The sequence below is a fragment of the Muricoccus pecuniae genome, from assembly GCF_014199205.1.
Lineage (GTDB): Bacteria > Pseudomonadota > Alphaproteobacteria > Acetobacterales > Acetobacteraceae > Roseomonas > Roseomonas pecuniae.
Window position 1 is genome coordinate 32,035 of record NZ_JACIJD010000027.1, and the last position, 15,241, is coordinate 47,275.

Sequence of the window (15,241 nt, forward strand, 5' to 3'; positions counted from 1 at the left end):
AGCTCCCCGACGTGGGGGAGGCAATGCGCCAGGCTCGCGCCGATCTGGAAGCCGCGGCCGAAACCGCCAGGGTAGAGCGGGACCCGCTCGCCCCGGTGCTGGCTGGGCTGTCGTCCAGCCTGGGCGCCATGGTCGCGCTACAGGCCCGCATGGAAGCCAGTCGGGAACCGCTGGACGCCAAGGCACGGGCCGAGATGACGCGCCAGCTCGTGCAGGCGTGCCGGGCCGACTTCGTGCGTCTGGCGGCCGGGCAGTCCCGCCGGCTCGCGGTGGTCTCGGGTGTCGGCGCCGCGGTGCTGCTGCTGGCCACGCTCGGCGGAGGGTATCTGTGGGGACGGTCCAAGGAAGCGGCGGAAGTGCGCGCCGCCTCGGGCGTGATCCGCGCCGCGTTGTCGGAAGGGTCCACCTCGGCCCAAGCCTGGGCCGACGCGATCCGCCGCAACGACCTGGTGGGCCTGCTGGCGCGGTGCGAGGGGCGCTCGGTGTGGGCCGACCCGACCGGCCGGCGAGCCTGCGCCGTGCCGCTATGGCTGGATGAGGCGCCGCCCCCGGTGGCGCCGACCGGGCCGCGCTCGTGAGGCGTCCCACGGTGTCAGAATTTCATGGCGCTGTGGCGCTTCGGCGCCTTGGTTCTTCGCCTGCTGCTGGCCGTGATCTTTCTCGGCCGCGGGCCGCTGCGACGGCTGCTCGCATCCGTCACGGGGATCCCCACCGTCGCGGCCTTCGCGTGCCTGTTCAGCATCCGCCTTGCCCTGGACGCCGGCAGTTGAAGTTTTAAAGTTTCGAAGTTAACGGGAAGGGCTTTGCAGAAGGTTTGCCCACATGCCCCGCACCGCTGCCGCGTCCGTTCCGCACGATGCGGACGACGCGCCCGCTGCCAAGCGTCGCCCCGGCCGGCCCTCGCCCGGCGACACCGTGCAAGTCACGCTCCGCATCCCTCGCGGCCAGCTCGCACAACTCGTTGAGGAAGGCGCCAGGCGCACCGCCGCGACCGGCCGCACCGTCACCGCGCAAGCCGTGATCATGGAGCTGCTGGAAGCGAAGTTTCCTTATAGACCGGGCGCCTGATCGTGCGCGGGCGAGATACCCCGGCCGCGGAGCGGCCCGGCGCTGGCTCTCCCAACACCTCACGAACTCGCGACCAGATTTATGACTTTTAAACTTTTAAAATGTTGACGGCAGGGGGAAGGGGGTGTAATGTCCCTTTCAGCCGAGACGCAATGCCTCGGTGGCTAGAGCAAAGGCGCTCTCCAATGTCGTTCTTCCGTTCCTCTCGTTCCTTCGGCTCTACCCGCGCCGCGATGGGCGCCAGCCCGCTGTCCGACGGAGAGCTGATGCAGCTCGCCCCGTCCGCCTTCGCGACCGAGGCCCATTCCTCCCGCTCCGCGCGCTACGCCTACATCCCGACCGCGGACGTGATCGCAGGCCTACGGCGCGAGGGCTTCGCCCCCGTGCTGGCCCGTCAGACCCGCCCGCGCGACGCCGAACGCAGCGGCCACACCAAGCACCTCATCCGCTTCCGCCACGAGGGCCAGGCCAACCAGCCGCGCCGCCTCGGCATGACCTTCCCCGAGGTCGTGCTCATCAACTCGCACGACGGAACCAGCGCCTACCACGTCACCGCGGGCGTGTTCCGCCTCGCCTGCCTGAATGGGATGGTGGTGTCGGACGGGCCGGAACGCTCAGTGAAGGTGCCGCACAAAGGCGACGTGGTGCGCCAGGTGATCGAAGGCAGCTTCGAGGTTCTGGACGCCTCGCGCCAAGCTATCGAGGCGGCTGACGCCTGGACCGGCGTCACTCTCAACCGGGACGAACAGCACGCTCTCGCGGATGCGGCCCGCGTGCTGCGCTTCGGCGACGAGGAAGGCAACGTGTCCACTCCGATCCAGGCGGATCAGTTCCTACGCCCCCGCCGGGTCGCGGACGCCCTGGACGATCTGTGGACCACCTTTAACCGGGTGCAGGAAAATACCATCCGCGGCGGCCTCCAGGCGTGGGGCAGGGACGGCAACAACCGACCGCGCCGCGTCACCTCGCGCGAGGTCACGGGCATCGACCAGGACGTCAAGCTCAACCGCGCGCTGTGGATGCTGGGCGAGCGCATGGCGGCCCTCAAGGGCGCCGCCTGACGGGCCGGGGCGGGGAGCCGTCACCGCCCCTCCTTCCCCTCCTGCTCCACCCCGTCGAAAGCTCCGCACCATGGATCGCCACGCCCTGCCCATCCTGGGCCTTCCGCTCATCCTCAACGACGATGCCGGCAACGGCCTGGCGCTCGGCACCAGCTCAGAAGATCCCGCCTACCTCCTGGCCGTGATCGAGGACGGCACCGGCCGCGCCATCATTCGCAACCTCATCGACGCCGAAAGCGAGGCGCTGTTGCTGGCCATGCTGAATCTGCGCGCGGCCGTGCGCGCCGCTGCGGCGATTCCGCCCTATCGTTCTGCGCCAGGCGCCACCGGGGCCTCGTCGTGACCGCGTTGCAGGTGGTGCCGGCGGGCTTCGGCCCACCCCCGCTGTCCCGCTCCGCGCTCCGCCGCTGGCCGCCTCCGGGCGGCCTTCTGCGTTGCGGCAGGCCCCGCCGCCGGGCCATTACCCACCGCATGTCGCCCGATCGATTCAACCAGTGCCTAGACCTGATCGGCTGGACCCGGCGAGGCGCCGCCCGTCGCCTCGGCTGCGATCCGGGCGCCGTGCGCCAGATGGCTAACGGCCGCCGGCCGGTTCATCCCGGCTTCGCCGCCTGGCTGGAAGGGCTGGCGGCAGCACACGCGCCGCTGTCGCCTGAGCTGCGCGAGATCGCGGAGCGCATGGGCTGCGACCGGGGGGAGTGGGTGCGCTACCCTCGCGGCATCCGGCCGCTGTCAGATGACGAGGCCGAAGCCCTGCGCCGGGTCGCGGAAGCGCATGCCGCGGCTCCGCACCCCCCCGGGTGGACGAAGCAGAGTGACGGGACGGATTCCCCATAGCCATCGCGAGCACGCCACCAACCGGCCCGTAGCCGCCTGATACCACGTCGCCGGGGCGCCGCATCGTCCATCGCGCGCTCAGCCGGCTTCGCCGGCCTGCCGTTCGCTCCGAGTTGCCAAGCTGCGCCGGGTTGGGTGGAAAAAGGCTGTTCAGGGTCTGCTTTAGGTGTCTGCTCCACCGTAAGCGAGAGCTACAGACCCTTGCTGGGTTCGATGGACGCTCAGTCAGCTTTCACGTTGGCCCAGTACCAGGGCATTAGCATCGTCGATGCGGCTGTTGGGCCAGCCATCGGCAAGGCGGGTCAGCAGGTCGGTGAGGCAGCGCTGCGGGTCGACACTGTTCAGCTTGCACGCCTCGACCAGGGAGGCGAGGTCAGCCGTGCGGCGCCCGCCGTCATCGCCGCTGGCAAACAGGGCGTTCTTCCAGCTGAGGACCACGGGGCGGATGGCGCGCTCGACGGTGTTGGAGTTCATGTCCACTCGACCGTCCTCGAGGAACCTTTGGAATCCCGCACCGCGGTTCAGGGCGTAGCGGATCGCGCCTGCCGTGGGGCTGCCACCGGGCAGGCGTGCCAGCCGCTGCTCCAGCAAGGCGAACAGGTCCTCGACCAGTGGCCGGCTCCTGGCCTGCCGCGTGGTCCGTCGCTGCTCGGGTATCTGGCCGCGGATCTCGGCCCGACGGCGTAGAGGGCGGCGATCCGCTCCAGCGCCTCCGCCGCGATCGGTGCCGTCTTCTTCCGGGCCAGGTCGTAGAACTCGCGACGCACATGGCTCCAGCAGAACGCCAGCGTCACGCCGGGGCCGCCCCGCTGGATCCGCGGTCCGCGTGGCCCGATCCCCGGTCAGGCGAGACTCTTGGGGGCGATCGGTGGCGGTGTGTATCGGAGGATCAGCCCCTTGTCGGTCACCTCCACCCCTTTCTCCGCGGCCTCCGGATAGACAGCCAGTGCTGCGGGCAAGACCTTGCTCAGGAACGCCCGCTTGAAGGCTCCTAATGCTCCGTAGGAGGGCCCGAACTGCCGGTGGAGGGCAGGCCAGGGGATTGGAGTTGGGCGGCGTATGGAATGGAGCCTGTAGGCGAGCCAGCAATATACATCGATCGCCATCGAGGAGTGGCTGATGTGACGTATCGCCCGCTCCTCAAGAGGAACGGCGTGTTCCCTCAGGCTGTTGAAGAAGCCTTCGCTGAGCACGACGCCTTCGCTGAACATGCTCGACTGGCGCTCGTCGTGGGTCGCGGAGGCGCTAAACAGTAGCCCTTCCTCGACGATCGACTGGTTCCGTACCGCACGGACGCCGTTCCGTTCGCTGTGGAAAGTGAGGCGACACGTCGCAATCCGCTCCGCTTGCTGCCGAACCAGGTTGTAGGAGTTGCCACCAGCCTTCTTGTCGAGGCGCTTGAACCAAGCGTTCATGCTTCCGCCAAGTTCGACGCTGCGGCTGCCTGTCCTCAACGCTTCTGTCTGGAGGTAGATCAGGATGAGTCGGGCGGTCGGGCCGTACGGCACCCCCACCCATTCGTCCGCTTTCCCAGGAGCTGCCCGTCGTCCGGGCTCTACGAGTAGGACAACCTGCCCGTTCTCGAGCCTCCAGGCCTCATCGTCCGGGATCTTGGAATGGGGGAGAGCCGTCATGGCCCATCCCGAATAGAGAAAACTCGGGATGCCGACTTCCTCATCGGCTCCGTAAGCGGCGACGATCTCCACGAGGCCACGGCTGTCTGAGCGGGCGATGGCACCAAGCCTGCCATGCTCCTCTACGAGCTTTCTAGCCTCCTGGACCTCACGCAAAGCGCCACTCCCGCACCTTCATTCACAAGGAGGACCTTTGCACCAACCGGCGGGGAATGGAGCCCTTGGACCTTGGTCATCGAAGCTACTGGAAAAGCTAGTTGTAGATTCTTCTACTTGAGTCATGACCGAGGTCCAAAGGAACAACCGGGGTAAGTGCTTGTTTCCTAACGCGGGCCACTGTCTCGGCTCCGGCGCCTCGGATGACCAGTATCCAAGCCGGTATGACCAAGGTCCAATTCCTGGCCGGCCCAGGCTGTGGATTTCGCTAGCGCGAGGGTGGACCAGCGACTCCACGACTCGGAAGTGCAGGGTTTGAAGGTAACAGCGCTTGGACGTTGGTCACGGAGGAGCCCGGCCTTGGACTTTGGTCACGCGGCGCGGAGGTTGGACCTTGGTCACGACGCGCATGGGTGCCCCGGCTTATTCCGACGCTTCCGCCATCTGGCTGTTCAGGAGGTTCCGGTCCGCCGCTCTCGTGAGGGTTTCGAGAGGGCATCGCCAGCTCACCTGATCGACCCCCCACGTCACATTCGCCGCGCTGCATCTGGGCAGATCCCTGATGCATGCCCGTTCGGACCAGGCTGCTAAGCACTAGGTAGGGGACTCATTCAGGTCCACTCGCTGACGGCAGCGACGAGGGCGAGACTGGCGAGGTAGTTTCGCGCGAGGCGGTCGTAGCGGGTGGCCAGCCTTCGCCAGTTCTTGAGGCGGCAGAACAGGCGCTCAATGACGTTGCGGCGCTTGTAGGCACGGTGGTCGAGTGGGTAGGGCACGGTGCGGGTGGCGGTGGACGGGATAACGGCCTTGATGCGCCTGTCTTTCAGCCAGCGGCGGAGGCTTTCGGCGTCATAGGCCTTGTCAGCGAGAAGACGCCGGGGGCGTGCCACGGCCTGGAGCAGCGGCAGGGCCATGGTGATGTCGGCGACGTTGCCGGGCGTCAGCGCGAAGGCGAGCGGTCGGCCACGATCATCGGCCAGGCAATGGATTTTCGAGGTGCGACCGCCACGCGAGCGCCCGACCGCTTGCGTCCACTCCCCCCTTTTCCGCCAGCCGCCGAGCGGTGGGCTTTCACATGCGAGCTGTCGAGGTTCAGGGCCGCTCCCTTGTGGTCGCTCATCTGCCCTTCGGAGAGGAGCAGGACCACGGGGCGGCCCCGACCGTCGCAGACGGCATGGAGCTTGGAGTTCAGGCCGCCTTTGGTACGCCCGATACGGCGGGGAACAGCCCCTTTTTGAGCAGACTTGCGGCCGTGCGGTGCGCCTTGAGGTGGGTGGCGTCGATCATCAGCCGGTCCGGTTCGCCTTTGCGCCCGGCAAGCCCGGCGAAGATGCGGTTGAACACGCCTAGGCGGCTCCAGCGGATGAAGCGGTTGTAGAGCGTCTTGTGCGGCCCGTACTCGGCCGGGGCGTCACGCCAGCGCAGCCCGTTACGGATGACGTGGAGGATGCCGCTGACGACCCGCTGGTCGTCCACCCGCGGTACCCCGTGCGAGAGCGGGAAGTAGGGCGTGATCCGCCGCACCTGAGCCTTCGTGAGCCAAAACAGGTCAGCCATGGCAGCACCTCCGGCCGCCATGGAATCAGCCAATCCACTCAGCGCATAGCCCCGATTAACGGGTCCTGAGCCTAGGCTCTCGGCTCAGGCGGTCCCGACCTGATCTCAACGAAATGCGCCGAGGTGCACTCCGACGCCCCTCCCTGGGAGATCAGGCTGCTCGAGAGCTGGATCTAAGAGGGAACGCCACGGCGGTGCGAGACGTCGGAGTTGCCCCAAGTTGGTGTCGCTAAGCCGCGGCGGTCGCACCTGAAGGTTACCGGCCTGGGGTCGTCAGAACCCCCCGGAAGGCTGCCGTCATTCGGTTCCTGGCTCCGCAACCGGCACGTGCTCCACCGTCAGGACCACCGCCGGACAGCAGTTTGGTGGCCCGTGATTCAGCATCGGCCGTGGCTCCCCCGAAACAGGCAGCACTGCCCACCGCCGATAGCACCGGATCCTTGGCTGGCCGAGTGGTCATGTTGCCATATGACCACGCGGCCCCCTCCCCCTCCCCTGCCATTCCCTCTTTACCCGCGGCATCGCCGTGTCGGGCCCCACGACGTCACGAACCAGGGCTTGGCCGGTCCTTTCTGGAAGCGCAGTTCGAAAAGGTCGCGGACCTATACGCCCCGCTCAAGCGCGTCGGGGCGCGGCCCCTTCTTGCCGGCGGGTGCAGGTGGACGACGGCGGGATCCGCCGCGTCCTCCGGAGGTAAGCTCCCTTGCTCTGAGGGCGAGGTCCGTGGAGCTGACCATGGGTAGATCTGCGACCAAGCCAGGCGCGCTTGATGCCTGCCGGGCCAAATTCCGCGACCTCGCGAGCGGTGAAGCGATTGAAACGGAGTGGGACGGCCCGCTGCTGCCGAACATTTCAAGCCGGCGGTCGCAGCCGCTGCCTGCTCCACCGTCAGCGGCGATCGATGGATCAGCGCTCTGGTCGGCTCGTGGCTCGCCAGAGGGTTTCAGCCGCTTAAGAGAAGGTAAGAACGTCCACCATTTGGCCCGTGGCCAACGGAACAGATGACCGAACGGTCATGTCGCCATATGACCACTGGGCCCTCTCCTTCCCTTCCGCTTCTTACCCGCGGCGGCGTCGTGGCGGGCGCGACGGCGGCACGCGCCAGGGCCCGGCCAACCCTTTCTGGGAAGCCCAACTCCCTATCGCCTCGGGGAGAGGGTCGTGGATCTTCGAGCCCCGCTCGACTGCGTTAGAGGCCCAAGGCCTTCTTAGCGGCCGGATGCAGGTAGACGACGGAGGGGGCAGGCCGTCCGTGGCAAGTTCGGTGGTGCTGTTCATCGTGTATCTGGCGACCAAGCCAGGGCGTTTGATGCCTGCCCCGACAAGTTCCGCGATCGGTTTGCCGGCTGCCGCCAGTGCATTCCAAGCCGGCCGCCGGCTCAAGGATCAACGGCCTCCACTCCCGACCGCTCTGGTCGGTGCGTGCACCAGCATCGGGGCCTCGCCCTACCGGGCAGGCAGATGGCCGACTTCCGGGAGATGTAGGCTATCCGGCAAGGTGACCCCGTGGTCATGTTGCCATATGACCACCGGGCCCTCTCCCCTCCCCTCGCCTCCCCTTCAGCTTCTTACCCGCGGCGGCGTCGTGGCGGGCCAGAGGACGGGACGCGCCAAGGCCCGGCTAATCCTTTCTGGGAAGCCCAGCTCTCTATGGCCTCGAGGAGAAGGTCGTGGACCTTCACGCCCCGCTCTACCGCGTAGAGGCGCAGGGCCTTCTTGCCGGCCGGATGCAGGTAGACGACAGAGGGATCGGCGGCATCCTCCAGAGGCCGGCGCCCCCTAACTTGCACCATCTCCGGCTCGCCAACTGCCCTGTGTGCGGGAGTCAGCGACGGTGCAGCCGACGGGGGTGAAGCGACCCGCGGTGGCTCGACCATCAGCGACGCTGCGTATGAAACAGGGGCTCCCGGACGCTTGCTCACGCGACCAGCTCCTTCCTGCTGGACGTCTTGGCCCGAACCCGCTTAGCCGTCCCGTCGGCTTGCGTGCCAGCATCCTGGTCCGGCACCTTCGAAGCTCCACCGTCATATGGCCCAATGGCCATGATGCCAGAGCGCTGAAGCCACCCCCACACCTCCGCCAGCTCTGCACGCGCTCGACCTTCCGGCTCACGCTCCTGCGGTGTCAGGCCCTCTGCATAAGCATACGGGTAGCTGATCGAGGCTGAGACGGCCGTGGGACAGACATCAGCGCCCATGGCCACGAGGGCTTCTCGGGCCAGGGCAACCGCACGGACGCGCTTGTCGGGTGGCGATTGCCACAGGATGACGCCGGTGCGCCGCTTCTGGGCACTCGCCACGCGGAGGCTCTCCTGCACGCTCTCGAGGTCCTCCGGGTTCGGCCGGGTGACGACCAGGGCGCCGGTCGAGGAGTCCAGCGCCGCGTTGACGGCGGGCGTTGCCGTCGGAGGCGTATCCACAAGGATGAGGTCGACGCCCTGGGCACGGAAGCCTTCGATCTGCGCGGCGAGGCCTCCGGGCGCCGGAACGACCACCAGCGGGACCGGGATCCCCGCTGCAGCCCGGCGCTGGCCCCAGCGGAAGCATGTGGGCTGTGGGTCTGCGTCGATCACGACCACTCGGCGGCCCGCCTTCAATGCCTCGACCGCAAGACAGCGAACGGCGGTCGACTTCCCGGTTCCGCCTTTCCGGGCAAGGACACTGACGACGAGCATGGCGGCCTCCGGACAGAATGACCCACGTGCCGTAGCGCACCGCGGCCACACGATCAATGTGCGAGGCGGCCATTGCGCCATATGACGTGCTGGCACGGGGGCGCAGTGGCGCGGCATGCTTCAGTGATCGGGGATCAGGCGATTCCGAGCCCCTAGCGAGTCTGAAATCTCCGCGGGTGCACGCCCCTCCAAACCCAGTCTAGAGTTCTCTGGCGGGTCCCTCGGACGAACACCCACCCTCGCAATACGGCCCTGAACAGATCCAGCACTGTCCCTCCAGCTGGTGCCGACACAAAGCCCCCGATATTCCGCGCGCCAACGCTTCCGGCCCCGCCTTCCTGCCCGTCAAAGCAGTGGAAGCCCGACCCATGCGGTGTGCGAGGGGGGGCGACGAACGCACGTGGCCACCCGGAACCGTAGGAAGGCACACATCGACCGGCCCCGTTGAAGGCGGCCACTCCGAATCCACTGAGGGCTACGCGAATGCCCCTGAAACCCCTCTGTCAAATGCCGATTATGGCCATATGGCGATATGGCCTTAGGGAAGCGCAATGCGTTTTCCCACCTACACCATCTTGTGCTCCGGCTCGCGCGCCGACGCGCCGGCAGCAATCATCCCGCAGCTGGTCGGGGCTGTGACGGTCGCCTGGCGCACCGCAGATTGTGCAGCCGTAGAAGTCAGACCATCCGCCGCCGACGCAGCTCCGCTGCCACCGGCCGGCGTGGAGGCTGAACCTGAGTGTCCAAAGGTCCATTGGACATTGTGTCATATGACCAACTGGCCGAACGGCGTTCGCTCGATTATGCCGGATTCGAGCCGTGTCCCGTTAAGGGCTGAGCTGCATCCCGGACAGCAGGGGAGGGACCGCTCGGCCGCAGGAACGAGGAGCAGGCACATACGCGTGGCCTCGCGAAAGGATGATTCGAGACCGAGGACCAAGCACACGGGCGAGGAACACCCGCCCGTTCTGGAGGAGAGATTCGAAAGCGCCGCTAGGTGTCTAAGGACGCGGGGAGTGTGGGACCCGAGGGGGGGAGGGCGCGTCCGTACGACGCTGCTGCCCATCCTCCCTAACGCACGAGGTGCGACGGCAGTCACCGAGGGCGGAGGCGCTCGGCTGCAACCGCCGGCCCCACGTTCTCAAGGCCGACAACCAGTCCCTCGGCTTCGGGCCAAAGTACGGCGGGATGCCGGCCTTAGCAGAGGAGTAGGGGCGGTCGCAGCCGAAGGGGCTGGTTCACCGTGCCGCCGTTGGCCCGAGGCCCAGCATGAGGCCACGAGGTCGGCTGGTCATATGGCAAATTGGCCCCTTCGCCAAACAACCGCCCGACCTGTACGGGCCGATCAGAAACCAGATAGGGGATTGGGGTAAGGCATCCTGAGCAAGTTCAACCGCAGTACCATGCAGGCCGCGTGGCGCCTCCGACCAGCCACGGATGTTCCCCTTCGTCCGGCCGAAAACACCACTCGCCGCATCGAGGGAGCCTCACCGGGCGGGCGTACACGGCCTCGCCTCGACGCTGTCTGGTTCCGGAGGCCACACTCGACGGGGCGCCACGCGTCTCTCGACCGGCCGCTATTCTGGGGCGACACCCGTTCCGGCTTTCGCACTCAAGCAGAACACTTGCCGCGCTCGGGCCGACGGCGGGCCACCCGGGCGGCGCTGTGCGACGTAAGTGGTGCCAGGCTCCCGGCGCTGTAACAGCTCACAGGACAGCGTGGACATGTGCGAACCGCTGCCGTAGCTCGACGACGCCACGATCCACCAATCTCCCCATGATCACACGAGCCCTCTTGGCAGGAGCATCGGAATGGTGTGACCGAGCCCCGAAACGCTTCTTCAACAGCGCAGGTAACGGCCCTCGTGCCATATGACCAACTGACCATCAGAGCCGCCGACGGAAGGACCTGAGCGACCGTCTTGTTGGTCAAGCGGGTTGCCATGGTGTGTTGGTCCGGACGATGGCGTTGAGGATGCCCAGGAGACGCCTGATGCAAGCGACAAGGGCGACCTTCTTGGGTCGGCCGCGGGCGATAAGGGCCTGGTAGTGGGCGCGTAGGACGGCGTTGTGCCGGACGGCAACCAGGGTGGCCATGAAGAGGGTGTTGCGAAGGGAGGTGCGGCCGCCGGCGATAGCGCGGTGCCCACGGAACTGTCCGCTGTCGCGGTTGACAGGGGCGACACCGACCAGGGCGGCGAGCTTGCGCCGGTCGAGTTGGCCCAGTTCGGGCAACTCGGCAATGAGGGTGCGGGCGGTGACGTCGCCGATGCCAGGGACGGAGGTCAGCAGGTTCTCGGTTTCGCGCCACAGTGGCGAGGCGCGCACGGTGCCCTCGATGTCCCCGTCGAGGCTGGCGAGCTGAGCGCGCAGAACGGCCAGCGTCGCATCGATGGCGGCCCGGACCTTGGGATTGCGGGCGCAGCGTCGGCGGTTGCCCTCCATGACGGTCATCTCGACCACCTGACGCCTGCGGGCGACCAGTTCGGTGAGAGCCTGCGCCAGGGCGTCGGGAAGTGGGCGGGGCTCGGGTCGGATGCGCTCGGCGAAGAGGGCGAGGAGGGCGGCATCGATGCGATCGGTCTTGGCCAGTCGCCCCGTGGCGCGGGCGAAGTCGCGGACCTGCCGCGGGTTTACCACCGCGACGGCCATGCCGGCGGTGGCGAGGTCGGCCGCCAGCCGGACCTCGTAGCCGCCGGTGGCCTCGAGAACGATGAGCGCGGGCGACAGGCCGGCCAGGACGGTGGCGACCTGTGCGAGGCCGGCCTCGTCGTGCGGCAGTCGGATCAAACCTGGCAGCCCAGAGCTGGCTGAACAAATGTCGTCTCTCCCGCATCAGGCCCTCAAAAGCGGCCGTGCCGCTTTCGGCCCGACCCTGCCGTTGCGCACGAGCCCAAAAGGCGCCCCTCTACGTAGGCCTGCAGGGATCGAGCGGACGGTCGGGCCCAATGCCCCGCGGGGCCGGGTTCCGGCTGTTTCAGCCGCTCTGGGCAGGCACCCAGGCACGATAATCCCCCATTATCGTGCGTGAGGGGGAGAGAGTGCCGGATTGCCATCAAGGAGACCCTCCTGGCACCATGAGGGAGGTGGCAGGGGCGGGCGCGGGGGCGTCCGTCCGGCTGGCCAGAGAGGGCAGGGGGGCCGGAGGCTTGGGCGCGACAGGGACACAGGATCCAGTGTTTGCTGAGGTTTTCAGGGGTCAGCCGGCGAGGGCTGGCCGTTGACGCCGCCCGACAGGGCAGGGGGCCGGCCGCTGCTCCTCCCAGCCGTGCGGCGCCTAGCCGGCGAGGCGCTGCCGCCCGAGGCGCTGGCCGTGCTCTCGGGCCCGGTCGGGGAGGCGGTGGCGCGGGCGGCCGGCTATGCCGGCCGCGCCCTCTCGGACAACACGCGCCGGGCCTATGAGTCGGACTGGCGCGCCTTCCTTCTCTGGTGCGAGGCGGGCGGGGTAGTCGCCCTCCCAGCCGCCCCGGTCGTGGTCGCGGGGCATCTGGCGAGCCTCGCCGCCTCGCTCGGCCGCAGTGGGCTGCGCCGGCGCCTCGCCGCCATCGCCCACCAGCACCGGCAAGCCGGCCACCCCTGGGAGGCACGGCACCCGGCGATCGCGGCCACCATGCGCGGCATTCTCGCGACTCACGGCAGGACCTCGCGTCCCGCCGCGGCGCTGACCTCGGCCGAGGTCAAGCGCCTGCTGGCCGCCTGCGGGACCGACACGGCCGGCCACCGCGACCGGGCGTTGCTGCTGCTCGGCTTTGCCGGGGCGCTGCGGCGCTCGGAGATCGTCGCGATCGACCGCGAGCACCTGCGCTTCACGGGGGAGGGGATGACGGTGCTGATCCCGCGCTCCAAGCGTGACCAGGAGGGGGAGGGGGCCACCATCGGCATCCCGCGCGGGCTGAACCCGCTCTCCTGCCCGGTGCGGGCGATGGAGGAGTGGCTCCGCCGCACCCGCATCGAGTGGGGCCCGGTGTTCCGCCGGCTCAGCCCCGGAGGGGCGCTGGAGGAGAGGCTGAGCCCGCAGGGGGTGTGGCGGGTCCTGCGGCGGCGGGCGGAGATGGCTCGCCTGACGGTGGACGAGGCCGAGCGGTTGTCCCCGCACGGGCTCCGGGCGGGGTTCATCACCGAGGCCTACCTCAAGGGCGCACTCGACGAGCAGGTGATGCACCACGCCCGGCAGAAGAGCATCGCCACCACCCAGGGCTACCGCCGCCGGGCCAGGATCACCAGGGACAGCCCCGCCCGGCTGCTCGACCTGTGAGGCGCGATGAAGGGCAGGGGGCGACGTGCGGTCGGGCACGCAGTGCCGCGCGTCAGCGGTTCAGGACGCGGCGGCCATCCTCATACGCGGCCTCGGCACCCGAGAAGCCCTGGGCGGCGCGGGAGACGAGGGTCGTGCCGCGCCAGATCGACCAGCGCCAGCTGTTCCGGCCAGAGCCCTCCTTGCTGACCCGGATCTCGACGGGTTCAGGGAGGTCCTGCATGGGGCGGAGCTGTTTCGCGAGCATGGCGGCCCTCTAAGGACGCCGGCGAGACATGCCAAGTCAGGAGGGCGAGACCAGCGCTGCCGCGGAGCCAGGGGAGGCGTCGGCCCATCCCTGGCAGCCCACCCCTGTGCCGGTGGACTGGCTGTGGAACACCCTGGAGGTGGGCGGGCCCGCCGAGCGGGTCGAGGCGTTCCGGGCGGCGGCGGCCGGCCCAGGTGTGGTGCCCTGGGTGCTGGACCTGGCCGCGCTCGAGGAGGAGTTCCTCCTGCCCATGGCGGGCCCGCAGGACGGGGTGCGGGCGATCAGCCTCTCGGGTGCCAAGGTCCTGGCCCGGCGCCTGCGCGACGCGGCGGCGGCCAACCACCAGGCCGCGCTGGCCCGGATAGGCTCGGACCGGAGCTGTCCCTTTGACCTGCACCGGCTCCTGCCCGTGCCGCCCGGCATCCTGGCGCTCGGGCCGGAGGAGGAGGAGAGCAAGAGGTGGCTCCGGACCCACTACTGGGGCGTGACCCGGCCACTGCGCCACGTCGAGGTGCTGCCCTCCACCCTGGACGGGCGCAGGAAGAGGATGGGGCAGCTGCGGGTCGGCTTCTGGTCGGCCGACTGGTCGCCCTGGCAAGCAGTGGCCCGCCTGCGCCGCGCCTGGCCCGACCTCTCCTTTGATCTGCGGCCGCACTACCCGGGCTCTCAGCAGCAGGTAGACGAGGAGAGGCCGACGCCCGCTCCGGAACGGAAGGGTCGCAAGCGCCGGGCAGGGGCTGGGGCGCACCGGGGTGGCTGAGGCTCCTCTGTCCACCCCAACCCACGCAGCACCCCGGCTCAGCGTGGAGGGCTTTGAGGGCCCGCTCGACTTCCTGCTCGAGATGGTCCGCCGCCAGCGGGTCGACCTCGGCCGGCTCTCGATCCTGACCCTGACCGATCAGCTGGTGGACGCCATCGAGGGCGGGGAAGGCCGGATCTCGCTCGAGCGCCGGGCGGACTGGCTGGTCATGGCCAGCGGGCTCCTGCTGCTCAAGGCGCAGTTGCTGGCCCCGAGCAGCCCGGAGGAAGCCGAGGACGCCAGGGCGACCGCGGCTCGGCGGCTGGAGCTGCTGGGCGAGCTCGCCCGCATGCGGGCCGGGGCGGACTGGCTCGCGGCGCGGCCGCAGCTCGGGCGGGAGACCTTCAGCAGGGGACAGAGCACACCACCTCAGGCCCAACCGCAGGCGGAGCTGTATGTCGCCTTCCTGGAGGCAACGCTGGTCCTGCTGGAGGGAAGGGAAGGGAGGGCCACCGAGCCCACGCCCACGTACCAGCCCCGCCCTCCCGACCTCTGGCGCATCCCGGACGCGCTCCGGCGCATCGCCGGGTTGCTTCGCCAGCACCCGGGTCAACTCGCCCTGGAGCGCTGCCTACCGCCCATCCCAGCCCACACCCCTGACCGGCAAATCAGGATACGGGCGGCCCTTGCCAGTACCTTTGTGGCAGGGCTGGAGATGGCCCAGGGCGGTGCCTTGCTGCTGGAGCAGCATGACCCGTTCGGGCCGATCCACTTGACGGGAGCCCGTGTGCCCAGCTGAGGCCAGTCGCTAGTCGTACGATTTCAGTGCCTCTCCTGAACTGTCCGAGGTGGGCCACCTCGCCGTAGAGAGGTCAAACCTAAACCTCCCTGCTTGCCCATTCCTTGTTGAAAGCCAGAGCTGCCAAGGTACAGATCGCGCCAGAGAGCAGATAAGCGCCCACAGACAGCAACCCGAAACGTGTCGAGAGCACCAAGGCAGCGAGTGGCGCAAA

Annotated in this window: 14 protein-coding genes and 2 pseudogenes; 9 read left to right on the plus strand and 7 right to left on the minus strand. The window is 68.6% G+C overall.

Annotated features, from left to right (window positions below; all coding sequences use genetic code 11):
* Nucleotides 1–23: 23 nt before the first annotated feature.
* The 6 genes from FHS87_RS20190 to FHS87_RS20215 all read left to right on the plus strand — a co-directional run bounded on the left by FHS87_RS20190 (nucleotide 24) and on the right by FHS87_RS20215 (nucleotide 2,966).
* Nucleotides 24–578, plus strand: a complete 555-nt coding sequence (locus FHS87_RS20190) for a hypothetical protein (protein WP_073140702.1) — start codon at nucleotides 24–26, stop codon at nucleotides 576–578.
* A 24-nt stretch (nucleotides 579–602) separates the two neighbouring features.
* Nucleotides 603–770 (plus strand): hypothetical protein, encoded by a 168-nt coding sequence (locus FHS87_RS20195; protein WP_171979083.1) that lies wholly within the window; start codon nucleotides 603–605, stop codon nucleotides 768–770.
* A 52-nt stretch (nucleotides 771–822) separates the two neighbouring features.
* Nucleotides 823–1,068, plus strand: coding sequence for a hypothetical protein (locus FHS87_RS20200; RefSeq protein WP_073140705.1), 246 nt, complete (start codon nucleotides 823–825; stop codon nucleotides 1,066–1,068).
* A gap of 185 nt (nucleotides 1,069–1,253) precedes the next feature.
* The gene (locus FHS87_RS20205) at nucleotides 1,254–2,129 is read left to right on the plus strand and encodes a DUF932 domain-containing protein (protein ID WP_075822449.1); all 876 of its coding nucleotides are present in this window, start codon (nucleotides 1,254–1,256) and stop codon (nucleotides 2,127–2,129) included.
* 70 nt (nucleotides 2,130–2,199) lie between these two features.
* The gene (locus FHS87_RS20210) at nucleotides 2,200–2,472 is read left to right on the plus strand and encodes a hypothetical protein (RefSeq protein ID WP_073140138.1); all 273 of its coding nucleotides are present in this window, start codon (nucleotides 2,200–2,202) and stop codon (nucleotides 2,470–2,472) included.
* A gap of 128 nt (nucleotides 2,473–2,600) precedes the next feature.
* A complete protein-coding gene (locus FHS87_RS20215; protein ID WP_184521139.1) occupies nucleotides 2,601–2,966 on the plus strand; it encodes a helix-turn-helix domain-containing protein in 366 nt (121 codons plus the stop codon).
* Between the two features lie 221 nt (nucleotides 2,967–3,187).
* On the opposite strand, the pseudogene FHS87_RS20220 reads toward FHS87_RS20215, so the two are convergent.
* The 6 genes and pseudogenes from FHS87_RS20220 to FHS87_RS20245 form a co-directional block, all read right to left on the minus strand.
* A pseudogene (locus FHS87_RS20220) lies at nucleotides 3,188–3,763 on the minus strand (IS66 family transposase); the annotation flags it as partial.
* Nucleotides 3,764–3,808: 45 nt separating this feature from the next.
* The gene (locus FHS87_RS20225) at nucleotides 3,809–4,756 is read right to left on the minus strand and encodes a replication protein RepA (RefSeq protein ID WP_073140129.1); all 948 of its coding nucleotides are present in this window, start codon (nucleotides 4,754–4,756) and stop codon (nucleotides 3,809–3,811) included.
* A 611-nt stretch (nucleotides 4,757–5,367) separates the two neighbouring features.
* Nucleotides 5,368–5,925 carry an IS5 family transposase gene (locus FHS87_RS20230; RefSeq protein ID WP_073140126.1) on the minus strand — a complete coding sequence of 186 codons (558 nt, stop codon included), beginning with the start codon at nucleotides 5,923–5,925 and terminating at the stop codon, nucleotides 5,368–5,370.
* Nucleotides 5,841–6,313 (minus strand): annotated as a pseudogene (locus tag FHS87_RS20235) (IS5 family transposase); the annotation flags it as partial. The pseudogene FHS87_RS20235 and the gene FHS87_RS20230, both read right to left, overlap by 85 nt.
* 1,918 nt (nucleotides 6,314–8,231) lie before the next feature.
* Complete coding sequence (locus tag FHS87_RS20240) at nucleotides 8,232–8,987, minus strand: ParA family protein (RefSeq protein ID WP_073140120.1); 756 nt, start codon at nucleotides 8,985–8,987, stop codon at nucleotides 8,232–8,234.
* 1,929 nt (nucleotides 8,988–10,916) lie between these two features.
* Nucleotides 10,917–11,807, minus strand: coding sequence for an IS110 family RNA-guided transposase (locus tag FHS87_RS20245; protein ID WP_073140117.1), 891 nt, complete (start codon nucleotides 11,805–11,807; stop codon nucleotides 10,917–10,919).
* Nucleotides 11,808–12,255: 448 nt separating this feature from the next.
* Between FHS87_RS20245 and FHS87_RS20250 the strand changes: the two genes are divergently transcribed.
* Nucleotides 12,256–13,242 (plus strand): tyrosine-type recombinase/integrase, encoded by a 987-nt coding sequence (locus FHS87_RS20250; protein WP_184521140.1) that lies wholly within the window; start codon nucleotides 12,256–12,258, stop codon nucleotides 13,240–13,242.
* A gap of 52 nt (nucleotides 13,243–13,294) precedes the next feature.
* On the opposite strand, the gene FHS87_RS20255 is transcribed toward FHS87_RS20250, so the two are convergent.
* The gene (locus FHS87_RS20255; RefSeq protein ID WP_184520967.1) at nucleotides 13,295–13,489 is read right to left on the minus strand and encodes a hypothetical protein; all 195 of its coding nucleotides are present in this window, start codon (nucleotides 13,487–13,489) and stop codon (nucleotides 13,295–13,297) included.
* Between the two features lie 28 nt (nucleotides 13,490–13,517).
* Between FHS87_RS20255 and FHS87_RS20260 the strand changes: the two genes are divergently transcribed.
* Both FHS87_RS20260 and FHS87_RS20265 read left to right on the plus strand, forming a co-directional pair.
* Nucleotides 13,518–14,249 (plus strand): hypothetical protein, encoded by a 732-nt coding sequence (locus tag FHS87_RS20260; protein ID WP_184521141.1) that lies wholly within the window; start codon nucleotides 13,518–13,520, stop codon nucleotides 14,247–14,249.
* Between the two features lie 43 nt (nucleotides 14,250–14,292).
* Nucleotides 14,293–15,027 carry a segregation and condensation protein A gene (locus FHS87_RS20265; protein ID WP_184521142.1) on the plus strand — a complete coding sequence of 245 codons (735 nt, stop codon included), beginning with the start codon at nucleotides 14,293–14,295 and terminating at the stop codon, nucleotides 15,025–15,027.
* Nucleotides 15,028–15,241 lie beyond the last annotated feature (214 nt).